Source organism: Pararobbsia alpina (genome assembly GCF_965118125.1).
Classification (GTDB): Bacteria; Pseudomonadota; Gammaproteobacteria; order Burkholderiales; family Burkholderiaceae; genus Pararobbsia; species Pararobbsia alpina_A.
Genome location: NZ_OZ221287.1, coordinates 876,518 through 900,315, shown reverse-complemented (window position 1 = coordinate 900,315; position 23,798 = coordinate 876,518). Strand labels below are relative to the sequence as shown.

Genomic DNA, 23,798 nt, shown 5'->3' with positions numbered 1-23,798 from the left:
AAACGGCGTTACAGCGGCGGATCGATCTGGCGCCGGTTCGGCGAGCTCGGGGCCACCACGCCCATCGACACGATGTACTTCAGCGCCGCGTCGACGGTCATGTCGAGTTCGACGACCTCGTTACGCGGCAACATCAGAAAAAAGCCCGACGTCGGGTTCGGCGTCGTCGGCACATACACGCTGACGTGATCGCCATTGAGATGATTCGCGACATCGCCCCCGGGAATGCCGGTCATGAACGCGATCGTGAAACACCCTTTGCGCGGATACTCGATCAGCAGCGCCTTGCGAAACGCATTGCCGCTGCTCGAGAGCAAGGTATCGGAAACCTGTTTGACGCTCGTATAGAGCGGCCCGACGATCGGAATATGCGCGAGCAGCGTTTCCCACCATTTGACGAGCTTCTGCCCGATGAAATTCTGGGTCAGCAGGCCGACGATAAAGATAAAGACGAGCGTCAGGATCGCGCCGATGCCCGGCAGGTTGTAGCCGAGCAGGCGTTCAGGCTGCCACGAGCTCGGCAGCAGATTGAGGGTCTGGTCCATCGTGCCGATCACGAGCCCCAGCACCCACAAGGTAATGGCGAGCGGGACCAGCACCAGTAGCCCGGTCAGGAAGTACGTTTTGAGCGTGACTTTCTTGGTGGTCTTCGCTGTCTTTGCAGTCATCGGTCAAGCCTAAGAAGAGGACGTCGCGCCGCCGGAGGCCGCCGTGCCCGAACTCGGGCCGGACGAAGCCGATGACGGAGTGGATGCACTCGACGGTGCCGACGATGCCGCAGCCGGGGCCGACGCAGCGCTGCCCGACGTATCGCCACTGGACGAAGACGTCGATTCGCTGCTGCCGGTCGCCCCGCCGCTCTTGCTTGCCGCCGCCGGTGCGCTGCCATTATTGCGGAAGTCCGTGACATACCAACCGCTGCCCTTGAGCTGGAAGCCCGCGGCTGTCACTTGCTTGCGAAAGGTGTCCTTGTTGCACTCGGGGCACACGGACAAAGGCGGATCGGAGATCTTACGCAACATATCCTGCGCGAAACCGCACGATTCGCACCGGTAAGCATAGATCGGCATGACTGATTCCCTGACAGGTGACGCAAAACCCGGAATTATAGACGGAAAGCCCAACCCCAAGGTTTTGGGCGTGGTTCGTGCGTTGCGGCTACGCGCCGGATTGGGTCGACAGGCGCTCTCCGGCGCCCGGGCACCGGCCTTCGGCCCACGTCAGGCCACGTCAGGCCACGTCGGCCCGGCCCGGTCGCGGCGCGCCCTCAAACAGCGTCAGCGGAAACCCGACGCGCGGTCGTCGATACCGTCAGCCTACCTGCGCCGCCATTCGAGCCAGCGCTCGACGCCCTTGAATATCGGCATGGAGTCCTCGACCGGGCGTTCGCCGACGAGCTCGAAGTCGGCATCCAGCAGCCGGTGCAATTCGTCGAGCGAGGTGCCAAACGGCGGGCCGACCGGCTTCTCGGTCACGAAGAACAGGCCGGCGAGCAGGCCGCCCGGAGGCAGCAGTTCGGCCATGCGCGCCGCATAGTCGGCGCGTCGTGCGGGCGGCAACGCGCAGAAGAAGGTCCGTTCATAGACCCAGCCGACGGGACGCGCGGGGGCAAAATCAAAGAAGTCAGCTTCCCGCACAATGTGCGCATGCGGGCCGAGCTGATCGCGGGCAGCCGCGACGGCCGCACGCGAAAAATCCACCGCCTCGACGGCGAAGCCGTGGTCGGCGAGCCAGCGTGCTTCATGCGCGCGGCCGCAGCCCGGTATCAGGACACTGGGGCGCGACACCGGCGAGCCTGCCGGTGCATCACCCCCTTCAATCGCCGTGGCGAATTCGACGAACACACCCGGCACGCCCTGATGGTCCCAGGGCGTATAGCCCTTGTCGAATCGTTCGCTCCAGAAATCCGGACGCGACGGATCGTGAATATCGAACTGATCGCGAAGTTTGTCGCTCATAGGACACCATCCCGCCTCACACCAGCGCCGGCTTCAATGGGCTCCGACCACCCTCGCTCCGGCTCAACGACGTGCCGCCCGTTCCGACCCGCCACGGCACATTTCAGATCCTTCAGCCGCCCGCCCACATATTCCAAAGGTACGTAGCCGCCACACCGACACCGGCTGCGATCGCGAACAGCAACAGCCCGTGCAACAGTTTGTTCATGCGCTGCTGCTCGAGCAGCACGGCCTTCATCAGCAGATCACTGTCGTCGATATCGCGCTGCGAATCGACGAGCAGTTGGTGAATCAGGCGCGGCATCTGCGGCAAGGTCTTGCTCCATTGCGGAATCTCGACCTTGAGCCGCTCAAGCCAGCCGCGCGGCCCGATCTGCTCGGCCATCCAGCGCTCAAGATAGGGCTTCGCAGTCTTCCAGAGATCGAGTTCCGGATCGAGCTCACGGCCGAGGCCTTCGACATTGAGCAGGGTCTTTTGCAGCAGCACGAGCTGGGGCTGGATTTCGACCTGGAAGCGGCGCGAGGTCTGGAACAGCCGCATCAGCACCTGGCCGAGCGAGATGTCCTTGAGCGCCTTGTCGAAATACGGCTCGCAGACCGCGCGGATCGCCCCCTCGAGTTCTTCGACGCGCGTCTCGGGCGGCACCCAGCCCGACTCGAGGTGAAGCGTCGCGACGCGGTGATAGTCACGCTTGAAAAACGCGAGGAAGTTCTGCGCGAGGTAGTTCTTGTCGAAGTCCGACAGCGCGCCCACGATGCCGAAGTCGAGCGCGATATACCGGCCGAACGACTCGTTGGCGAGGCTTACCTGGATATTGCCGGGGTGCATGTCGGCATGGAAAAAGCCGTCGCGGAACACCTGCGTGAAGAAGATCTCGACACCCTCGCGCGCGAGGCGCGGAATGTCGACACCCGCCGCACGCAGCGTATCGACCTGCGAAATCGGCACGCCGACCATGCGCTCCATCACGATGACTTGCTGCGAGCAATACTCCCAGTACATCTCGGGAACCAGCAGCAGATCGAGCCCGACGAAGTTCCGGCGCAACTGGCTCGCATTCGCGGCCTCGCGCATCAGGTCGAGTTCGTCGTGCAGATATTTGTCGAACTCCGCCACGACTTCACGCGGACGCAGGCGCTTGCCGTCAGCCCAAAGCCGCTCGGCCCAGCGGGCCAGATCGCGCATCAGTGCGAGGTCGCTGTCGATCACCGGCAGCATATTCGGCCGCAACACCTTGATGGCGACGGCCTTGCCTGCATGCTGCCCCGACTTGATCTTCGCGAAGTGCACCTGCGCAATCGAAGCGCTCGCAACCGGGACCGCCTCGAAGTCGTCGAACATCTCGACAATCGGCCTGCCCAGCGCCTTTTCGATAATCGACACGGCAAGTTCGGAGCTGAACGGCGGCACCTGATCCTGGAGCTTCGCGAGCTCGACCGCGAGATCAGGCGGCAGCAGATCCCGTCGCGTCGACAGCACCTGACCGAACTTGACGAAGATCGGGCCCAGGCTTTCCAGAGCGAGACGCAAGCGCACGCCGCGCGACATCGTATCGAGCCGGCGCCCGATCGTGACGGTCCGCAGGAGCACACGGAACATACGACCGCGGAACATCGACAGCACCATCTCGTCGAGGCCGTAGCGCCAGATGGTGAAGAAAATCTTGATTGAACGAAGCACGCGCATCAGTGTGTCCCGTCCGCGTGTTTCGGCGCGGCAGACGCGCCGCCGGCCTGACGCTCGAGACGCTCGAGTCGCTTCTCGAGGCGGGCCTGGTCGTCACGCGTGCGCGTGAGGTCGCGCGTCAGCGTGTCGAGTTCGCCGCGTCGCACGAGCTGGGGGTCTTCGTCGAGCAGAAACTCGGCGACGGATTCGATCAGATTGCGGCCAGTGCGTTTCGCACGTTCGGCGACATCCCGTGCGAGCGTCGCGGCGCGATAGGCGCCGGCATCGCCAATCAGTCTGGCGAGATCCTCTTCGGGCTCCCAGCGCAGATGCTCGGCGAGATAGCCCAGTGCCGTGGCGAATTCGGCATCGCCCTCGATCCGGACATGTTTCATCGCACCGGCCTGACCGCCCGACAAAAACGCGGGAGCCGCGCCGGCTTCGACAGCGATGGTCACATCGAAAGCTTGCGTCTCACGCTCACGCTGGCCCGACGTCGTCGCCGCATCGCCCTCATGGGCGCTCGCAAGCATCGGCGCAACCGGCCCGAACAAACCATCGGGCTGAACTTCGAGATCGAGATTGCCAAGCGGGAAGGCCACGCGTGCGCGGCGCCCTGCGTAGGGCGTGAGCTTCTCGCGCGCCCAGGCCTCGCGTGCGAGCAGGTGATTGATGGCGGCCATCAGGGGTTTGGCAGCGACGGTCATGTGCGTTCTGAATAGCGGCGACAGCGGCCAGAATTCGCCATTCTAGTGGACGACGGCGATTCGCTGGGGATGACCTATACGGGACAGCCATGCGGATGGCCCGCGGCGAATCGCAAACCCCGGCGCTTGCAGCATGGCGTCGCCGGACTTTCGGACTTCCGCACTTCCTGGTTTCCAGCCTCCGGTCGTCCCGGTCTTACGGCTTTCCGGCTTTGCGAAGTCCGGACTTCAGAACTTCATGCCGACGTGCAGCGCGACGACACCCGCCGACAGATTGAAATACCGGACGCGATCGAGACCGGCTTCTTCCATCATCGTCTTGAGCGTTTCCTGGTCCGGATGCATGCGGATCGATTCGGCCAGATATTTGTAGCTCTCGGCATCGCCGGCAATCTTCTCGCCGAGGAACGGAAGCACCTTGAACGAATACAGATCGTAGGCCTTCGACAGCGGCTCCCAGACCTTCGAGAACTCGAGCACCATCAGCTTGCCGCCGGGTTTGAGCACACGGCGCATTTCGGCGAGTGCGACGTCCTTGTGCGTCATGTTGCGCAGCCCGAACGCGACGGTCACGACATCGAAGTAGTTGTCGGGCATCGGGATCTTTTCGGCGTCGCAAATCATCGACGGCGTGATGATGCCCTTGTCGAGCAGACGGTCGCGGCCGACGCGAAGCATCGACTCGTTGATATCGGTATGCCAGACCTCACCGGTCGGGCCGGCCTGACGCGCGAACGCCTTCGAGAGATCGCCCGTGCCGCCGGCGATATCGAGCACCTTGAATCCGGGCCGTACGCCGGCCTGCGCAATCGTGAACGCCTTCCACACGCGATGCAGCCCGCCGGACATCATGTCGTTCATGATGTCGTACTTCGAGGCGACCGAATGAAACACACCGGCGACCTTGCCCGCCTTGTCGCTTTCGTCGACGGTCTCAAATCCGAAGTGCGTTTTGCTCATTGCTGCATACCCTTGTAAAGACGCGGCAAGGTGTGTGCCGCGTGGCGTCGGACATCGCGCGCGAGGTGCGCTGCGCGCGGCGTGGCCCCGATGTGTGCCGAATCTTGTTTGAATGGGCGCGATATTACCTGCGTCGCGCCTTTTTGGGTGCGTCAGTGCGCGTGGCCGTGCCCATGGCCGCCGGCCGGCGGCATCGGTGCATCGCGGTCGAGACCCGCGGCGGCGAGGCGTGACAAATAGTCGGCCCAGACTTCATCCTGCCGTGTCGCCAGTGTGTACAGATAGTCCCACGTATAGATGCCGGAGTCGTGGCCGTCCGAAAACATGATCTGCACGGCGTAGTGTCCGACGGGCGCGAGGCCCGCGACCACGACGTCGCGCTTGCCAGTCTGCAAGGTTTCCTGGCCTGGCCCGTGGCCCTTCACTTCGGCCGATGGCGACATCACACGGAGCAATTCGAAAGGCAAACGGTAAGAACGCCCGTCTTCATACTGAAGTTCGAGTACCTTCGACTGCTTGTGCAGCACGAGGCCGGACGGTGTCGGCGAAACGCTCATTGCATGCCTCCGGCCGCGGTCGGAGCCAGCGTCTGCATCTCGCGAACGACCGCATCGTGCAGACCGGCTGACAGCGCCGCGCGTTCATTGATCCGGACCTCGGCGACGTCGCGCTCGGGCGCCGCCCAGATTGGCTTGGGAAAGTGCGCATCGTCCGCATAGCGCGGAATCACATGCCAGTGCACATGCGGTACCTGATTGCCGAGGCTCGCGAGATTGACCTTGCCGGGCTTCATGACCTGCCGCACCGCACGCTCGACAGCCGCAACCGTCTCCATCAGATGCGCGCGCGAAGGCGCATCGAGGTCGGAGAATTCGGCAACGTGCGTGTTCCAGATCACCCGGCAAAAGCCCGGATACCCGGGCTCATCGGCCAGCACGACTCGCAGCGACGCGTCGCGCCACAATACGGTTCCCCCATCGGAATCGCAAAACACGCAGCTCATCGCTGACTCCCCGTTATTCAGATTGCGCGGCCCGCATGACAGCGCCCGCTGCGTGGCGCGCCACACGCCTTGCCGCATTGAGGTGCATTGAGGTGCATCGAGCCAGATCGACGCACTTCGTCGTATCCAACCGTATCAGACCAGCACGCGCTCGATGCCACCTGCATTGGCCCGCGCGACGTAATCGGCCATCCAGTTCTCACCGAGCAAGTTGCGTGCGATCTCGACCACGATGTAGTCGGCATCGACACCCGTGTCGCCCTGATAGCGCGACAAGCCTTGCAGACACGACGGGCAGCTCGTCAGGATCTTCACATCCCCTTCGTAACCGTCCTTGCGGACCTTGGCTGTGCCCTTCTGCATTTCTTCCTGCTTGCGGAAGCGCACCTGGGTCGACACATCGGGCCGCGTGACGGCCAGGGTGCCCGACTCGCCGCAGCAACGGTCGTTCTTCTCGATCGTATAGCCGCCGTTGTCGCCCGTTGTCATCAGCTGATTGACGAGCTTCGTGCCGTCCATCGTCTTGATCGGGGTGTGACACGGATCGTGATACATATACCGCACGCCCGTCGCCCCTTCGAGCTTGACCTGCTTCTCGAGCAGGAACTCGTGAATATCGATGATCCGGCAGCCCGGGAAGATCTTCTCGAATTCGTAGCCCGCGAGCTGGTCGTAACACGTGCCGCACGACACGACCACCGTCTTGATGTCGAGATAGTTGAGCGTGTTCGCCACACGATGGAACAACACGCGGTTGTCCGTCACGATCTTCTCGGCCTTGTCGAACTGGCCCGCTCCGCGCTGCGGATAACCACAGCACAGATAGCCTGGCGGCAGCACGGTCTGCACGCCGACATGCCAGAGCATGGCCTGCGTCGCGAGTCCGACCTGCGAGAACAGGCGTTCCGAGCCGCATCCCGGGAAATAGAACACCGCTTCCGAATCGACGCTCGTCGCCTTCGGATTGCGGATGATCGGCACGATCTTGTCGTCTTCGATATCGAGCAGCGCGCGCGCCGTCTTCTTCGGCAAGTTGCCCGGCATCTTCTTGTTGACGAAGTGCACGACCTGCTCGACGACAGGCGGCTTGCCGACTGTCGCGGGCGGCTTGGCCACCTGCTTGCGCGCAACCTTCTTGAGCACCTCGTTACCGAGGCGCTGCGCCTTGTAGCCCCAGTCGATCATGACCTTGCGCGTCATGTTGATCGTGCTCGGGTTCGTGGCGTTCAGGAAGAACATGCCGGCCGCCGAACCCGGGTTGAACTTCTTCTTGCCCATCTTGCGCAGCAGATTGCGCATGTTCATCGTCACGTCGCCGAAGTCGATCTTGACCGGGCAAGGCGTCACGCACTTGTGGCACACCGTGCAATGGTCGGCCACATCGTTGAACTCGTCCCAGTGCTTGATCGATACGCCGCGGCGCGTCTGCTCTTCATAGAGGAACGCTTCGATGAGCAGCGAGGTCGCGAGGATCTTGTTGCGCGGGCTGTAAAGCAGGTTGGCGCGCGGCACGTGGGTCGCGCACACGGGCTTGCACTTGCCGCAGCGCAGGCAGTCCTTGACGCTGTCGGCGATCGCACCGATATCGCTTTGCTGCATGATCAGCGATTCGTAGCCCATCAGGCCGAAGCTTGGCGTGTAGGCATTGCGAAGGTCGGCGCCACCGAGCAGCTTGCCCTTGTTGAAGCGGCCTTCAGGATCGACGCGCGTCTTGTACTCGCGGAAGTCACGCAGCTCGTCCTCGGTCAGGAACTCGAGCTTGGTGATGCCGATGCCGTGCTCACCCGAAATCACGCCGTCGAGCGAGCGCGCGATATCCATGATGCGTGCGACGGCCTGATGCGCGTCCTGCAGCATCGCGTAGTCGTCGGAATTGACCGGGATATTCGTGTGAACGTTGCCGTCGCCCGCATGCATGTGCAGCGCGACGAAGACGCGCGAGCGCAGCACCTTCTTGTGAATCGCCTGCGCGGCCTCGAGAATCGGCTTGAATTCGCCGCCGTTGAAGATCTGCCGCAATTCCGCGCGCAGCTCCTGCTTCCACGACACGCGGATCGTCCGGTCCTGCGCAACGTGGAATACACGCGCATCCGGTTGCACTTCGAGGCGCTTGGCCAGCGTATCGGCAAGCGATGCATAGCCGACCGCCGACAGATCGTCGCGCGCTTCGGCAAGCGGCGTGTCGAGATGCTGCTGAATATACGTCCAGCGCGCACGCACTTGCGAGATCAGCTCGCGCGCCTGATTCACACGGTCTTCAAGCAGTTCGGCACTCGGGATCTCGTTGGCATCGTCGCTCTTGCCAAGCGGCAGGTTGCCCGAGCGGAAGAACGTGTCGAGCGCGTCGAGCAACTGCAGCTTGTTCTTGTTCGACAGCTCGATATTGATGCGCTCGATCGCGTCGGTGTACTCGCCCATGCGATTGAGCGGGATCACGACGTCTTCGTTGATCTTGAACGCGTTCGTATGCTTGGCAATCGCCGCAGTGCGCGAGCGATCGAGCCAGAAGCGCTTGCGCGCCTCCGCGCTCACGGCGACGAACCCTTCGCCGCTCTTGCCGTTGGCCATGCGCACGACTTCGGACGTTGCCGCCGCGACCGCATCCGCGTCATCGCCGACGATGTCGCCGATCAGTACCATCTTCGGGAACGCATTGCGCTTGCTCTTGGTCGCATAGCCGACCGCGCGCAGATACCGTTCGTCGAGATGCTCGAGGCCCGCGAGAATGGCGCCGCCCTTCGACGTCTGCTCGAACATGAAGTCCTTGATCTCGACGATGCTCGGAATCGCATCGCGCGCCTGACCGAAGAACTCGAGACACACCGTGCGCGTATGCGCGGGCATCTTGTGCAGGATCCAGCGGCCGCTCGTGATCAGGCCGTCACAGCCTTCCTTCTGGATGCCGGGCAGGCCTGCGAGGAATTTGTCGGTCACGTCCTTGCCGAGACCTTCCTTGCGGAACCGCTTGCCTTCGATTTCGAGGGTTTCGGCACGCAGCAGCTTTTCGCCCGGTGCGTAACTGCCGTCGAACCACTTGCATTCGAAACGCGCGACCGGGATGTCGTGGATCTTGCCGAGGTTGTGCTCGAGACGCGTGACCTCGAGCCAGTTGCCCTGCGGGTCGACCATGCGCCACCAGGCGAGATTGTCGAGCGCCGTGCCCCACAACACCGCCTTTTTACCGCCCGCATTCATCGCGATATTGCCGCCGATGCACGATGCATCGAGCGAGGTCGGATCGACCGCGAACACGAAGCCCGCGGCCTCTGCCGCTTCCGTCACGCGACGCGTGACGACGCCCGCGCCCGAATAGATCGTCGCGACCTGACGGTCGACGCCCGGCAGATCCGTCATTTCGACGGGACCCAGGTATTCAAGCTTTTCGGTGTTGATGACCGCCGAGAACGGCGTCAGCGGAATGGCGCCGCCGGTGTAGCCCGTGCCGCCTCCGCGCGGAATCACGGTCAGGCCGAGTTCGAAGCAGGCCTTGATCAGGCCGGCGATCTCTTCCTCCGTGTCCGGGGTCAGCACCACGAACGGATATTCGACGCGCCAGTCGGTCGCGTCGGTCACGTGCGACACACGCGACAGGCCGTCGAACTTGACGTTGTCCTTCTGCGTGACGCGGCCGAACACCTTCGTCGCGCGCTTGCGCAGATCGTAAGTCTGTTCGAACTGCGCCTTGAACGATTCGACCGCCTTGCGTGCGGCGACCACGAGCGTTTCAACGCGCGAAGCACGGTCGCGGCCCGCTTCGTCATCGTGCGAGGACAGATCGGCCTTGCGGCGCTTCTCGATCTCGCTCAGGCGGTGATAGAGCGCATTGACCAGCAGTTCGCGGCGCTTCGGGTTGTCGAGCAGATCGTCCTGCAAGTACGGATTGCGCTGCACGACCCAGATGTCGCCGAGCACTTCGTACAACATGCGGGCGGAGCGTCCCGTGCGGCGTTCGGCGCGCAACTCGTCGAGCGCATGCCATGCCTCGTCGCCGAGCAGGCGGATCACGATCTCGCGATCGGAAAACGACGTGTAGTTGTAAGGGATCTCGCGCAGACGCGGGCCGTTCTCATGAGCAGCGACCGTCGCATCATTCGGCTGCGGGTCGAATACTTGGGGAGCGTTCATGTTCGACGATTCATTTATCCGGCGCCGGAATCAGGCTCCGATGCCGGTTGCGCGCAGTGCGCGCGGATTGCTTGGAAAAGGCTGGCTGTGGCGGCGGGGCCGGCATCCAGAGGGTGCGGATGCATCGACCTCCTGAGCTCGAGCACTGATTCTGTCAGTGTCTGCAGGATTCGGTCGGGCGCCACGATCGGGACGGCAGCAGCGAGCGTGCCACAGCGACGCGGGTGACGCGCGCGGAAGCCGAAGCATGGCGGGAAAGGGCGGGCTGCCAGAGCATTGCGGGGTCCTTTTCTTGAATGGCGATTGTACTGCAATGCATCGATCGGTGTTTGTCCTTGGTTTTGAAGGGATATTTGGGTAAAAACCGGCGCCGCTTCGTCGCAGGACGGCAAAGCCGCGCCTGCGTGGGCCACGCGCGACCCTGCCCGGGCTCGCCGTTCGCGGCTTTTCGAAACGCCCGCCCGGCGGGTCAGCGATGCGACAATCCCGAGCCAAGGAGACTCTTCATGCGTCACATTGCCCGCCCTCGCCCGGACTTGCCGGTCGGTATCCTGCTCGCCGCCGGCCTCGGCTCCCGCTTCGACCCGGCGGGTGTGCGAAACAAATTGACCGAACCGCTGCCGGCGGGCCCGATGCGCGGCCTGCCCGTTGCATTCGCTGCCGCGCGGCGCCTGCGCGCGGCCCTGCCGCGGGTCATTGCCGTCGTGCGCCCCGGCACCGCACATGCCGACACGCTGGGCAAACTGCTGGCCGAAGCCGGTTGCGAGGTACTGCTGAGTGCCGAGTCCGAGCGGGGAATGGGTGCCGCGCTGGCGGCTGCGGTACGTGCGAGCCACGACGCGCGCGGCTGGCTGGTCGCCCTCGCCGATATGCCGGCGATCGCGCCGGCGACGATGCTCGAGATTGCTGAAGCGGTGATCGCGCCCGACGCAGGCAGCGATGTCATCGTCGCGCCCCGGCACGACGGCGTACGAGGCCATCCGGTCGGCTTCGGTGCCGCGCATGGCCCGGCGCTCGCGGCACTCGACGGTGACGAGGGCGCCCGCGCCCTGCTCCGCGATCATCCCGTCCAGTACCTCGACACGCTCGATGCCGGCGTAGTACGCGACATCGATACGCCCCTCGACCTCGCCGAGCTGATGCGGGACTAGGTCCGCCGAAACACCCCGCTTCAAAACGCCTGACGCCCGGCGACAAGCCGCCGGGCGCTATCATTGCCATCTTTTGCCTCTTTTCGTCTTCGCCCATGTCCGCTCCCGACTATCTGAAGAAGGTCCTGACAGCGCGTGTCTACGACGCTGCGCGTGAAACCGAGCTTGAACCCGCTCGCAACCTGTCGGCACGCCTGGGCAATTCGATTTATCTGAAGCGCGAAGACAATCAGCCCGTGTTCTCGTTCAAGGTCCGCGGCGCTTACAACCGGATGGCACATCTGAGCCCCGAGGCGCTTGCGCGCGGCGTGATCACGGCATCGGCGGGCAACCACGCCCAGGGCGTTGCACTGTCGGCCTCGCGCATGAACGTCAAGGCGGTCATCGTGATGCCCGTCACGACACCCCAGGTCAAGATCGACGCCGTCCGCGCTCACGGCGGCAATGCGGTCGAGGTCGTGCTGGCCGGCGAATCGTATTCGGATGCCTACCAGCGCGCGGCCGAGCTCCAGCAGCAGCGCGGCCTGACCTTCGTGCATCCGTTCGACGATCCGGACGTGATCGCCGGGCAAGGCACCGTGGCCATGGAGATCCTGCGCCAGTACCAGGCGCTTGGTCGCGGCCCGGTCCACGCGATCTTCGTGCCGATCGGCGGCGGCGGACTCGCGGCTGGCGTCGCTGCGTTCGTCAAGACGCTCGACCCGTCGATCAAGGTGATCGGCGTGCAAACCGAGGATTCGTGCGCGATGGCGCAATCCCTGACCAAGGGCGAACGCGTGACCCTGTCGGAGGTCGGGCTGTTCTCCGACGGCACGGCCGTCAAGCTGGTCGGCGAAGAAACCTTCCGTTTGTGCAAGGCGTATCTCGACGAAGTCGTGCTTGTCGATACCGACGCGCTATGCGCCGCGATCAAGGACGTCTATCAGGACACGCGCAGCCTGCTTGAACCGGCGGGTGCGCTCGCGCTGGCGGGCCTGAAGGCCTATGTCGAGCGCGAAGGACTCAAGGATGCGACGCTCGTCGCCATCACCTCGGGCGCGAACATGAATTTCGACCGGCTGCGTTTCGTCGCCGAACGCGCCGAGGTCGGCGAGTCGCGCGAAGCCGTCTTTGCCGTCACGATCCCTGAAGAACGCGGCAGCTTCCGGCGCTTCTGCGAACTCGTCGGCGATCGCAGCGTGACCGAATTCAACTACCGGATCGCGGACAAGCGTGAAGCGCAGATTTTCGTCGGCGTGCAGATCCGCAACCGCGACGAGAGCTGGCAAATCAGCTCGACCTTCGAGAACCACGGGTTTCCGACGGTCAATCTGTCGCACGACGAATTGTCGAAGCAGCACATCCGCTATATGGTCGGCGGCCATTCGCCGCTCGCGCAGGACGAACTGCTCTACCGCTTCGAATTTCCCGAGCGTCCGGGCGCGCTGATGCGTTTCCTGTCGTCGATGGCGCCCAACTGGAACATCAGCCTGTTCCACTACCGCAATCAGGGCGCCGACTACAGCAGCATTCTCGTCGGGATCCAGGTGCCGGCGGGCGAGATCGCGGCGTTCCAGCAGTTCCTGACGACGCTGGGTTATCCGTACTACGATGAGAGCCGCAACCCGGTGTATCGATTGTTTCTTGCCGCCTGATCGATCACCCGATTAATCGCCCCACGGAGACGCGCGCATGGCCTTCTCGCTCGAGGACAAACTCGTCATCGCGATCTCGTCGCGCGCGCTCTTCGATTTCGAGGAAGAGAACCGCGCGTTCGACGAGGCCGACGGCGACGACCGGCCGTACATGAAGCTGCAACTCGACCGCCTCGATGTCCCGGCCAAGCCCGGTGTCGCCTATCCCCTGATCCGCAAGCTCCAGCAGTTCAACCAGGGCGACATGCATCGCGTGGAGGTCGTGATCCTGTCGCGGAACGATCCGGTCAGCGGGCTGCGCGTGTTCAAATCGGCCAAGCGGCACGATCTGCATATCCAGCGCGGCGTCTTTACGCGCGGGCGACCGCCGTTCGGCTACCTGAACGCCCTCAACGCCAACCTGTTCCTGTCGGCCAACCCCGATGATGTGCGGGCCGCGCTGAATGCGGGCTTCCCGGCAGCACGCGTCTTTCCGGAATCGGTCAAGCAGGCCGAACGTTCGCCGCACGAGATCCGTATTGCATTCGATGGCGATGCGGTCTTGTTTTCGGACGAGGCGGAGCGCATCTATCAGCGCGAAGGGCTCGATGCCTTCCAGCATCACGAGACGCGCCGTGTCGCCAAGCCTTTGGGCAATGGACCGTTCAAGCCGCTGCTCGAGGCGTTGCACCGGCTGCAAAGCGCGGCCGATGCCGAGGTGCCGATGCGCATTCGCACGGCGCTGGTGACGGCGCGCTCTGCCCCCGCGCATGAGCGCGCCATCCGCACGCTGATGGCATGGGACATCTATGTCGACGAAGCGATGTTTCTCGGTGGACTCGAGAAAGGACGCTTTCTGCGAGAATTCGAACCTGATTTTTTCTTTGACGACCAGACGCTTCACTGCGAGTCGGCCATCAGCGTGACGCCGACGGGCCACGTCATCTCCGGTATTTCCAACGATGAATCCTGATCAATCCCCGCTTGGCAAACCCGCCGAGTATTTGCAGCACTACGACCCGACGCTGTTGTTCCCGATCGAACGGATGCAGGGACGCGGCCCGATCGGCCTGACCGGCTCGCTGCCGTTCTTCGGCTCGGATATCTGGAACGCCTACGAGCTGTCGTGGCTCAACGCGCGCGGCAAGCCGCAGATCGCCATTGCGACATTCACGATTCCGGCCGAATCGCCGAATATCATCGAATCGAAGTCGTTCAAGCTGTATCTCGGCTCGTTTGCCAATACGGTCGTCGAATCGGCCGAGGCACTCGCTGCGACGCTGCGCACGGATCTCTCGGCGGTGGCAGGCGCATCGGTCAAGGTGCGGCTGACCTCGCCGTACGAATTCGAGAAACTCGAGTTCGACGAACTCGACGGCCTGTTGCTCGACCGCCTCGATCTCGATACCGAGATCTATGAGCCGACGCCCTCGTTGCTACGCGCCAACTTTGACGAAGCGGCGGTGGAAGAAACGCTGACCTCGAACCTGCTCAAGACCAATTGCCCCGTGACTGGGCAACCGGACTGGGGCAGCGTCCAGATCTTCTACAACGGTCCGCAAATCGATCAGGCCGGGCTGCTGCGCTACATCATTTCGTATCGCAATCACACGGGGTTTCACGAACAGTGCGTCGAGCAGATGTTTGTGGATATCCAGCGCGAATGCCGGCCCACGCGCCTCGCGATCTATGCGCGATATACGCGTCGCGGCGGGCTCGATATCAATCCGTTCCGGACGAATTTCAGCATGCCGAGCCCGGACAACGCGCGCACGGCCCGGCAATAAATAATCAATAGCGCCGAACGAATGGCACGTTCGCGCTGCATGGGTCGGGCGCGATGGCAGGCTTGTATGTGAGCGGTATCGCGGACTGGTGCGTTGCGTGCGCGGTTTCTTCCTCCCCCGGCTCGAGCAGTCGTTACGCCGGGGCCAACGCACGGGCGAGTGCACCCGGTTCCTGCGATCCGATCCTGATGCGGCTGCCGTCGCGCAGGGTCACGATGACGCCTTGCGAGCCGCGGATCGTCATCGCCAATGTGCCGTCACGTTCCCAGTGCGCTCCCCATCCCCAGGCATCGGTCGTCACAGCGGAGGCTGTTGCGGAGGGCGCGGTCACCGGCGCCACGGCTGCAATGGCCCTTCTTTCGATCGTCCGGGAGTACACCGGAACCCACCCGAACCGGACACGGACGGCGCTGTCGTCCACCGAAGTCTCGAGACGACACTCGAAGAAACCGGCGATAAGCAGGACCATCGCCACGAGCACGGGCCAGCGCGGCCCGCGCCGCCAGATCAGCAGCGCGCTCAGTGCGATCAGCAGCAGCGCGAAAATGCGCCAGTCAGCAAACTGGATTTCCGAGAAATGGAGGGGCGGCACGGAGCCGGTCGCAGTGGCCTTATTCGACCGGGTCTTCGACAGGCTCGGCCGCGTTGGCCGCATGCGCCGCGACGGTTTCCGCCACACCCGCTTCGAGTAACGCAAGGCCGCTCGACAATGCGGCGAGCGTGGCATCGTCGATCTTGCTCATGGCTTCCGCGAGGAACGCGTCGCGGTCGGGCAGACACCCTTCGACCACCGCACGCCCCGTATCGGTCAGCGTCACGTTCGTCACGCGGTTGTCGCGTGTGTCGCTGCGACGCTCGACCCATTCGAGCGCTTCGAGCGCCTTGACCTGGCGCGTCAGCGCGCCCGGATCGATACGGCATTGTTCGACCAGTTGCCGCTGCGAGCGCGCGCCGCCATGGTCGTACAAGGCGATCAGCACACGCCAGCGCGGCAGCGGCTGTCCGACACGACCTTCGAACCCCGCCATGAACGCACGGTATGTGCGCCCGAACTGCTGGATCAGCGCGATACGTTCACGATCGTTCATGACTCACCTCTTACTCCGCAACTAAGGTCGGCTCCACGGCTCGTTTTAGCCGGACCGGTGGCACGCGCCGCGAACACACGACAGCGATAAATGCGACGACGGCAGCAACCGCCTCACCCAAATGAATTCCGCTGACGAGCGACTCGCGCGCCTGTTCGATCAGCAGGGCGCCATTGTGCCCCGCCTTGGCCAGCTCCGCCACCAGCGCGGCTTGCGCTTCGCGATCGATGAGGATCTGCGGGTCGGCAAGCCGTGCCAGCCATCCAAGCGCGTGTGCGTCATCCAGTGCAACGTGCACACCGTGCCGGTACAGATGCGTCACCAGCGTACCCGTCAAAGCCGTGCCGAGCATGCCGCCGACCATGCGCAAGGACTGAAGCAAGGCCGTCGCTATACCGAAGTGTTCGCGCCCCGCTGCCTGCTGGCCAAAGACGGTGAGGTTCGGCAAGACAAAGCCGAGCCCCATGCCGCCGGACAGCATGAACACAAACAGCAGCGCATGCGACATCGAACGCGTCGCGATGCCGATGCCGAGGCACGCGATGCCGATCAGCACGAAGCCAACGTACAGCATCGCATTCGGATTGCGCAGGCGCGTGACGATCCGCCCGTTCGTGATGCTGCCAATCGTGATGCACACCACGAGCGGCGTGATCATCAGGCCCGCCTCTTGCGGCGTCATCCCGAAACCGCCCTGAAGCAACAAGGGCGCATAAAACAACAGGGCGAACAACGAGAAGCCTCCGAGCACCGCAAGTAAAAACAGCGTGGACAAGGCGCGATTCGCAAACATGTCGAGCGGCAGAATCGGGTGCGGGGCGCGACGCTCCCAAAAAACGAGCGCACCGAACGCGATGACCGCAAGCACGAACAGCAAACCGGTCATCACCGTGACCCCGCGCTTGGGCAGCTCCTCGACCAGCATCTGGAGCGCGCCCAGCGACACGGCGATCAGCCCGGCGCCGAGCCAGTCGATTTGCACGCGCCCTACATGCTTGCTATTGCGCAGATGCGGCAGGAAGCGCCAGACGAAAAACAGCGACAGCAGGCCGATCGGCAGGTTCACGTAAAACACCGAACGCCAACCATAGTACTGAGTCAAAAACCCGCCGAGCGAGGGGCCGACCGCATTGGCAATGCCGAACGCAGAACTCATGACCACCTGCCAGCGCAGCCGGGTATGTGCTTCGGGAAATAGGTCGGGAATCGACGCGAAGGCCGTGCCGACCAGCATGCCCCCGCCGATCCCCTGGAGGCCGCGTGCGAGCACGAGTCCGAGCATCGAGTGCGCAGCGCCGCAGAGGAGCGAGGCGCCCGTGAAGACGATAATGGATGCGAGCACAAACGGTTTGCGCCCGAAATAATCACCGAGCCGGCCAAATACCGGCACGGTGATGACTGAGGCCAGCAGATAGGACGTCGCGACCCAGGCGTAGAGATCGAATCCGTGAAGTTCGGCGACGATGGTCGGCAACGCCGTCCCGACGACCGTCTGGTCGAGCGCGACGAGCATGGTGACAAAGGCGATGCCGAGAATAGCGAGAAGCGATTCGCGAAACGGAAGGACCTGGCCTTGCGAGTGCGGTGCTGCGGTGTGAACTGCCATGTTTGATAATGCAATTGTTGACGCGTCAAGTGAAGCGATCATAGCACGCATGCCGCTTCACGAGCGCGCCGAATGGTAAGACCTCCCCGACCGGATGGAGACCGGATGAACCGTCACTCAGCCTTTCCCGACCGGCCGGATGGCCCGGATAACCCGGATGCGTCTGCGCAACGTCGGGTCGAAGCCGCTCCGGGCGCTGCCCGACATACGCCGATGGGCGATGCCGACCTGCGTGCGCTTGCCGCGGCAAAAACGACCTTGCTACGTCCGTCGCTGGCGATCCGGCTCGCGTCGATGGTCGGCACGCGGATCGATACGCTGCTGCGTCATATCCCGGGCGGTGCCCACGACAAGATCACCGATATCGCCGAAGCGGCCCTGCGCAAGTGCCTCGATGTCGCGGTCAAAACCTTGCCGTCGTCGACATCCGTGACGTCTTCGTCTTCGACTTCGCCGCCGCCCTCGGCGCCACGCACGCTCACGCGACTCACTGGCCGGCTGACCCAGGCCACACGCGCGCAATCGCGGACCTTGCACAAGCTTGCGGTGATCGGGACCGGCGCTGCAGGTGGCGCCTTCGGCATGATCGCGCTGCCGGCGGAGCTCCCGGTCACGACGACGCTGATGTTCCGTTCGATCTGTGCGATCGCGCAGGACAAGGGCGAAACGCTCGCCGATCCCGCCGTGCAGATGCAGTGCCTGCTCGTGCTGGCGCTCGGCGGTCCGGCAAGCGACGACGACGATGCCCAGTGGGGCTATTTCATGGTTCGCAGCGCACTGGCGCAGGCCGTGTCACGCGCCTCGAGCGAGCTGGCGGCAAAAGGCATCGGCGCGCATTCGTCTTCCGTGCTGCTCCAGCTGATCCGGCAAATCGCTTCACGGCTATCCGTGCAGATCAGCGAGCAGATCGCCGCGAAATCGGTCCCGGCGCTCGGCGCCGTATTCGGCGCAGCGATCAATGCGGCGTTTATCGACCATTTTCAGCATATTGCCGACGCGCATTTCACAGTCCGCGCGCTTGAACGTCGCTATGGCGAGGAAGCCGTCCGGGCGCAGTGGGACGCCCTGCCGGCCTAGCCCCGTCAGAAGCGGTGCCGCACGCCCATCGCCAGCACCGACATCTGGTCGGTACCCGATGCACCGATCCCGTTGACGAACGCTAACGGCGCCCCGCTCATCGTGCGCTGATGCAGGCCCTCGGCGTAGAGGTCCGTGCGTCGCGACATCGCATAGTTGGCGTGCACGCCGATCTGATTCCATGCGGCACGCTGGCTTTGGCCCGCGACGCGCAATGTGCCCGACGAATGTGTGAAGCCCGCGGCGAGCCGCACCGCGGGTGTCGCGTCATAACGTGCGTTCACTTCGTAGTTGTCCAGCGCGGCGCGCACGCCAGGCGCCAGATTGACGCTGTCGTAACGAACATGCGTATAGACCGCGCCAAACGTCGCAGGCCCGAGTGAGTAATTGAGGCCTGCGCCGTAGACGCGGCGTGCTACGCGGGCGGCGTCCGCCACGCTGGCGGAGTCGCTCCCCGCCGGCTGGGATGACATAACCCGGACCGGCGGGAATGGCGCCCCTGCTGAACCGATCCCCGCGATCCCCGCTTCGGGCAGATCGCTGAAGGCCACGTCGGCATACTGCGCGTAGGCCGCACCCAGACTCAGCGCGCCCGCGCCGTAGCCCGCCCCGATGCTCCAGGTCGAGCGGTCGGAGCGTTCCGGATCGATCGAATATTGCCCTCCGACGCGAAACCCGTCCCAGTCCGCGCTGGCCCACTTGACCGAATGACTCGATAACACTGAAGCGTTGGCATTGTCCGCGTCGAACGGATGCGCGAAGTAGGTGCCGCCGTCGCTGCCCGTCAATGTCAACGGCGCCAGAAAATCGTTGATCGCGTCGTACTGCAGGCCCAGCGTCAGCGTGCCCCATACCGGATGCGAAAGCCCGACGAACATGGGCTGTCCTTCGACGGCCTGACCGTTGCTCGAATCGATGCCCTGCTCGATCGTGAATATCGCGGACGCGCCTCCGCCGAGGTCCTCACTGCCACGCAGCCCGACAAAGTTGCCGGCCACATTGCTACTCGACACTGACCATCGGCGCCCTCGACCACCCTCTCCCGCAACCGGGTTCGCGTAGGTGACGCCCGTATCGATTTCCCCGTACAGCGCGACCTCCGATTCGGCGCACGCGTTGCCGGCGCTCAGCAGACACGTGCAGAGCGCGGCGAGCGAAGCCGCCCTTGAGCGGATGCGCCGGCGCCGGACAGTACCGGTGACCGGAGGATCTGCCGTCAGACCCGCAGCAATCGGATAAACAGAACGAGCCGGATCACAGCAGTCGGCGTACGACGAAATCAAGACGGATTGACGCATCAACAGCCTCTCGTATCGCAATGGAGAGGCCAAAGTCTGCGCACTGCCTGCCCGCATGGATAGCCTGAAACAACACAAAAGCTATTTCGAGAAAGTTGAATAGCGAGACGGCGTGACGTGGCGCGGCCTTTTCCTACCCCAATCTCGGAATCTCCCGAACCCGTTTTCCACGTGGGAACGGCATCATGTGGCGATCTACACCGGGCTCGATGCACGGGTGTGCTGTGGAGTTCGATCGATGAATGTGTTGCAAGCGATGCGTGTCTTCCTGCGCGTGTCCGAAACCGGGAGCTTCGGGCGGGCAGCGACGAGTCTCGATATGTCGAACGCCGCCGTCACGCGCTATGTGGCGTTGCTCGAAGCCCATCTGAACACGCGGCTGTTGAACCGTACGACGCGATCCGTTTCGCTGACCGAAGCGGGGCGCGACTACGCGCAGGGGTGCCGCGAAGTCCTCGTCCGTATCGACGAAATCGAATCCACGGTGGGCAATGCAACGGTCACACCAACGGGCACCTTGCGGGTCGTCGCGTCGACATCGTGCTCGATCGGCGGACTCACTTCGATGCTGTCGGCCTACCGCGCGCAGTTCCCGGATGTCCGCGTTCACGTGACCTTGATGAATCGCCGCGTCGATCTGGTCGAGGAAGGCTACGACACGGGCATCGTCACGCCCGATCTGGTCAGCGCGGGAAGCCTCGTGCATCGACCGCTGCTGTCGATACGCGGCACCATTGTCGCAACGCCACGCTATCTGGCAAGCCACGGCCGTCCCGATCTGCCAGAAGCGCTGGTGGACCACGCCGTGCTCGGGCCGACCAGCACGCTTCGCGACAATGTCTGGTCCTTCGAAGGCCCGCAAGGGCGTTCGACGCAGGTCTGTCTTGAACTCGACTACGCGTCAAACGATGCAGCACTGATCCGGCACGCCGCGCTGGCCAATTCAGGCATCGCGCTGGTTCCCGAGTCGCTCGTGGCCAGTGATATTGCAAACGGCGCGCTCCAGCGCGTGCTGCCCGGATATTGCCCGACCGACGCGTGCTGCGACGTGTCGATCGTCTATCCCGGACGGCGTCATCAGTCGGCCAAGACGCGCACCTTTGTCGAGTTCGCGATTCAATACTTCCGGCAGAGCGGTGAACCCGCGACACCGCGTCGTGAAACCGTCGCCTGCGCCGCATAGTCGATCATGGTCACCTGGCCATGACGCCGGGCAGCCGATCATGCCCGTGCGGACGATCAGGCTTCCGCGTCGTCGATCTGCGCGTGTGCGCAGTGCTCGCCAAAGATGAACGCGTCCGCGACGCTCAAAAAGCGGCGCCCGTGATTCATTTCGACCTTTCGACCCCGACCATCCCCGCTTGGCGCATGACGATAGATATAGGTCGTCGCCGAAAATGCAGGACGCTCGTCGAGGCGACGCTCGAACGCGAGCGTTGCCTCGACGGTGATGAAGTAACCCTTGTACGGACCCGAAATCTTGATAGCCATGATGCGTGGGTGAATGCGGGATCGAAGGATGAGGGGCAGTGAGTTGAGTCAGCGCAGTCAGCGAATGGATCTGGCCCCACCGGGGTCAGCAAATCTTCGAATAAATGGCATCCACCACGGTACCCGGCGCAACCGGTGTCCACGCGTTGGGAGGAAAGCTGTGCACCCCCGCAGCCGCACCATCCGCGCCGACATAATGCGCGTCGATGGCCATCGACTGGCGACGCGTGCAATCCATTTTGTAGCGGGTGACCGCCGATACGACCGGCGCAGTGGCACCCGGAGGGTTCGCAGGGTCCTTCCAGGTCGTCAACGTCAGATAGTCGATGTAGCCGTCTTCGTCCTTGATGACGCTGTCCGTGTCGACCGAAAACGTTAAGTCCGGGGCGTCAGAAAGCCGAACCCACTTGGTCGCGTGGGCCAGATTGGCGATACCGATAAACAGTATTGGAATCACGCACTTCCAGAAAACGCGCATGCTCATGATCCGGTGAAATGGCGTGAGTTGTTCTTGAAATGATGATTTGGAAGTTCCGCAGAATTCTAGCAGGCGCCCCGCTGCCCGGTACAGCAAACGCAAGGACCGGATTCCACACCCGCAGCGTGGCCATGCAGATTATTTGCGACACAAAATATTTTTTCTTCGACGCCCGGAATGCTGCGGAGGGTCCCGGCGGAGTAGACAAAAACGTTTGCGTTCGCGCATCGACTGCGGCATCCCGAGCCAAGTGGTCGGCCCGAACTGGTCAGCGCTTGCGGCGTAGCGACCTTCCAGACTGCCATTGCCGATGGCGCCCCCCTCTTGCCGCACGCTTTCATTGCGATAACATGCGCCGAATCACGCATGCCGAATGCGCAATAACTCGCACGAAGTTGCGATCGATCGCAGTCGATCGCAAAGATTCACAAAGACTCGCCAGGACAGAAGGCAAGAGGGAGACAGCATGACGCAGCACAACACCCGCGACGCAGGTGATGCGCCCGCAAACGCGACGCATCGGGCGCCCGCAACGACGCCCGCGCGCGAGCGTATTGCGACCATCGGCGCTTTCTTTGCGAACGGACTGGGTATCGGCGCCTGGGCGGCCGAGATTCCGCGAATCAAGGAACACCTCGGGCTCTCGGACACGCTGCTCGGCATTGCGCTGCTGTCCTTCGCCGCCGGCGCCATCATCGCCATGCCGATGGCCGGACGCGTCGCGCTGCGGCTCGGCACGCCGCGCTCGACGCTGCTTGCCTCGCTCGCGTTTGTCGTGCTGCTCGGCCTGCCCGGGTTTGCCCCCTCGCTGCCGGTCATCATGGCCGCACTGTTCGTGCTCGGCATGAGCAACGGTTCGATGGACGTGCTCATGAACGGGCACGCAAGCTATATCGAAACGCGTTGGGGCAAGGCCATCATGTCGTCGTTTCACGCAGCGTGGAGCTTCGGCGGGCTGCTCGGCGCGTCGCTCGGCGGCTTCATTGCAAAGTCGGGTTTCTCCGTTGGCGCCGGCCTCGCGTTGCCTGCGGTCGCGAGCGCGGTCATCGTGATCGCCAGCGCGATCATCGGCCTGAAGCCCGGCTTCGAAGCGCCCCCCGTTCATCACGAAAAAGTGCCGTTCACGTTCCGCAACCGGCTCTTGCTCCTGCTCGGTGCGGTCGCGTTCCTGTCGATGGTGACGGAAGGCTCGGTGACGGACTGGAGCGGCGTCTACCTGCGCACGATCGCGCACGGCACCGCCGCCGAGGCCGCCTTGGGCTACGCCTCGTTTGCATTTGCCATGACGGCGTGCCGGCTGATCGGCGACCTGTTCGTGCGCCGCTTTGGTCAGCAAGCGATGATGTGGATCGGCGGAGGGCTGTCCGCGATCGGATTCCTGATCGTGATCGCCGTTCCGCAAGTGGTCATCGGCTGCGCCGGCTATGTCCTGATCGGCGTCGGCCTGTCGAACCTCGTCCCGATCATCTTCAGCGCGGCAGGGCGCGCAGGTGCGACGCCCGCGATCGGCGTCTCGATGGCCGCGACCGCCGGGTATGCCGGCTTCCTGATCGGACCGCCGATCATCGGCTTCTGCGCCGACATGCTCGGCATGCGCATCGCGTTCCTGCTGCTGCTCGTCGCCGCCTGCGCGATCGCAATCGTTGGCGGCCGTGTCGTCGGCGAGACCCCTGCCCTGACCCAAGCGGAACCGGATGCCGCGCCCGGCGCCGCTTGCACACCCCAAACACACTGACGGCCGCGCCGGGCCTCGCTCCCGGCCGCCAGTTTCTCGCTTTTTTCACCCCCTG

The 23,798-nt window shown here is 63.7% G+C and carries 22 protein-coding genes; 7 read left to right on the top strand and 15 right to left on the bottom strand.

Annotated features, from left to right (window positions below; all coding sequences use genetic code 11):
* Positions 1-8: 8 nt before the first annotated feature.
* From ACMFWR_RS03840 to ACMFWR_RS03800, 9 genes are all read right to left on the bottom strand, one after another.
* Positions 9-668, bottom strand: coding sequence for a DUF502 domain-containing protein (locus tag ACMFWR_RS03840; RefSeq protein ID WP_413193703.1), 660 nt, complete (start codon positions 666-668; stop codon positions 9-11).
* Positions 669-677: 9 nt separating this feature from the next.
* On the bottom strand, positions 678-1,070 hold the full coding sequence (locus ACMFWR_RS03835; protein WP_413193702.1) for an FmdB family zinc ribbon protein: 393 nt from the start codon (positions 1,068-1,070) through the stop codon (positions 678-680).
* Between the two features lie 246 nt (positions 1,071-1,316).
* Positions 1,317-1,958, bottom strand: a complete 642-nt coding sequence (locus ACMFWR_RS03830; RefSeq protein ID WP_413193701.1) for a methyltransferase domain-containing protein — start codon at positions 1,956-1,958, stop codon at positions 1,317-1,319.
* Between the two features lie 112 nt (positions 1,959-2,070).
* On the bottom strand, positions 2,071-3,645 hold the full coding sequence (gene ubiB, locus ACMFWR_RS03825; protein ID WP_413193700.1) for a ubiquinone biosynthesis regulatory protein kinase UbiB: 1,575 nt from the start codon (positions 3,643-3,645) through the stop codon (positions 2,071-2,073).
* Entirely contained in the window at positions 3,645-4,331 is a 687-nt protein-coding gene (locus ACMFWR_RS03820; protein WP_413193699.1) for an SCP2 domain-containing protein, read from the bottom strand. Before ACMFWR_RS03820 ends, ubiB begins: the two co-directional genes overlap by 1 nt.
* Before the next feature lie 228 nt (positions 4,332-4,559).
* Complete coding sequence (ubiE, locus tag ACMFWR_RS03815; protein ID WP_413193698.1) at positions 4,560-5,291, bottom strand: bifunctional demethylmenaquinone methyltransferase/2-methoxy-6-polyprenyl-1,4-benzoquinol methylase UbiE; 732 nt, start codon at positions 5,289-5,291, stop codon at positions 4,560-4,562.
* 152 nt (positions 5,292-5,443) lie between these two features.
* Complete coding sequence (locus ACMFWR_RS03810; RefSeq protein ID WP_413193697.1) at positions 5,444-5,848, bottom strand: gamma-butyrobetaine hydroxylase-like domain-containing protein; 405 nt, start codon at positions 5,846-5,848, stop codon at positions 5,444-5,446.
* Positions 5,845-6,294, bottom strand: a complete 450-nt coding sequence (locus tag ACMFWR_RS03805; RefSeq protein WP_413193696.1) for an HIT family protein — start codon at positions 6,292-6,294, stop codon at positions 5,845-5,847. Before ACMFWR_RS03805 ends, ACMFWR_RS03810 begins: the two co-directional genes overlap by 4 nt.
* A 135-nt stretch (positions 6,295-6,429) precedes the next feature.
* Positions 6,430-10,419, bottom strand: coding sequence for a DUF3683 domain-containing protein (locus ACMFWR_RS03800; RefSeq protein WP_413193695.1), 3,990 nt, complete (start codon positions 10,417-10,419; stop codon positions 6,430-6,432).
* 506 nt (positions 10,420-10,925) lie between these two features.
* On the opposite strand from ACMFWR_RS03800, the gene ACMFWR_RS03795 reads away from it, so the two are divergent.
* From ACMFWR_RS03795 to queF, 4 genes are all read left to right on the top strand, one after another.
* Positions 10,926-11,570 (top strand): nucleotidyltransferase family protein, encoded by a 645-nt coding sequence (locus tag ACMFWR_RS03795; protein WP_413193694.1) that lies wholly within the window; start codon positions 10,926-10,928, stop codon positions 11,568-11,570.
* Positions 11,571-11,665: 95 nt separating this feature from the next.
* A complete protein-coding gene (gene ilvA / locus ACMFWR_RS03790) occupies positions 11,666-13,204 on the top strand; it encodes a threonine ammonia-lyase, biosynthetic (protein ID WP_413193693.1) in 1,539 nt (512 codons plus the stop codon).
* A 37-nt stretch (positions 13,205-13,241) separates the two neighbouring features.
* A complete protein-coding gene (locus ACMFWR_RS03785; protein ID WP_413193692.1) occupies positions 13,242-14,156 on the top strand; it encodes a 5'-nucleotidase in 915 nt (304 codons plus the stop codon).
* Positions 14,146-14,970: an NADPH-dependent 7-cyano-7-deazaguanine reductase QueF gene (gene queF, locus ACMFWR_RS03780; RefSeq protein ID WP_413193691.1), complete on the top strand. Its 825-nt coding sequence runs from the start codon at positions 14,146-14,148 to the stop codon at positions 14,968-14,970. The genes ACMFWR_RS03785 and queF overlap by 11 nt, the downstream gene beginning before the upstream one ends.
* A 133-nt stretch (positions 14,971-15,103) precedes the next feature.
* Here queF and ACMFWR_RS03775 read toward each other — a convergent pair whose 3' ends face one another.
* Genes ACMFWR_RS03775 through ACMFWR_RS03765 form a run of 3 tightly spaced genes read right to left on the bottom strand, consistent with a single transcriptional unit; the run spans position 15,104 to position 17,664 of the window.
* Complete coding sequence (locus ACMFWR_RS03775) at positions 15,104-15,562, bottom strand: hypothetical protein (protein WP_413193690.1); 459 nt, start codon at positions 15,560-15,562, stop codon at positions 15,104-15,106.
* 19 nt (positions 15,563-15,581) lie between these two features.
* The gene (locus ACMFWR_RS03770; protein ID WP_413193689.1) at positions 15,582-16,058 is read right to left on the bottom strand and encodes a MarR family winged helix-turn-helix transcriptional regulator; all 477 of its coding nucleotides are present in this window, start codon (positions 16,056-16,058) and stop codon (positions 15,582-15,584) included.
* A 10-nt stretch (positions 16,059-16,068) separates the two neighbouring features.
* Positions 16,069-17,664: an MFS transporter gene (locus ACMFWR_RS03765; RefSeq protein WP_413193688.1), complete on the bottom strand. Its 1,596-nt coding sequence runs from the start codon at positions 17,662-17,664 to the stop codon at positions 16,069-16,071.
* A gap of 213 nt (positions 17,665-17,877) precedes the next feature.
* On the opposite strand from ACMFWR_RS03765, the gene ACMFWR_RS03760 reads away from it, so the two are divergent.
* Positions 17,878-18,741: an EcsC family protein gene (locus tag ACMFWR_RS03760; protein ID WP_413194771.1), complete on the top strand. Its 864-nt coding sequence runs from the start codon at positions 17,878-17,880 to the stop codon at positions 18,739-18,741.
* 5 nt (positions 18,742-18,746) lie between these two features.
* Here ACMFWR_RS03760 and ACMFWR_RS03755 read toward each other — a convergent pair whose 3' ends face one another.
* Positions 18,747-20,039: a porin gene (locus ACMFWR_RS03755; protein ID WP_413193687.1), complete on the bottom strand. Its 1,293-nt coding sequence runs from the start codon at positions 20,037-20,039 to the stop codon at positions 18,747-18,749.
* A 238-nt stretch (positions 20,040-20,277) separates the two neighbouring features.
* Between ACMFWR_RS03755 and ACMFWR_RS03750 the strand changes: the two genes are divergently transcribed.
* Positions 20,278-21,222, top strand: coding sequence for a LysR family transcriptional regulator (locus ACMFWR_RS03750; RefSeq protein WP_413193686.1), 945 nt, complete (start codon positions 20,278-20,280; stop codon positions 21,220-21,222).
* A gap of 56 nt (positions 21,223-21,278) precedes the next feature.
* On the opposite strand, the gene ACMFWR_RS03745 is transcribed toward ACMFWR_RS03750, so the two are convergent.
* Positions 21,279-21,530 (bottom strand): hypothetical protein, encoded by a 252-nt coding sequence (locus ACMFWR_RS03745; RefSeq protein WP_413193685.1) that lies wholly within the window; start codon positions 21,528-21,530, stop codon positions 21,279-21,281.
* Between the two features lie 85 nt (positions 21,531-21,615).
* On the bottom strand, positions 21,616-22,008 hold the full coding sequence (locus tag ACMFWR_RS03740) for a surface-adhesin E family protein (protein ID WP_413193684.1): 393 nt from the start codon (positions 22,006-22,008) through the stop codon (positions 21,616-21,618).
* A gap of 466 nt (positions 22,009-22,474) precedes the next feature.
* On the opposite strand from ACMFWR_RS03740, the gene ACMFWR_RS03735 reads away from it, so the two are divergent.
* Positions 22,475-23,743: an MFS transporter gene (locus ACMFWR_RS03735; RefSeq protein ID WP_413193683.1), complete on the top strand. Its 1,269-nt coding sequence runs from the start codon at positions 22,475-22,477 to the stop codon at positions 23,741-23,743.
* The last annotated feature ends 55 nt before the right edge of the window (positions 23,744-23,798 follow it).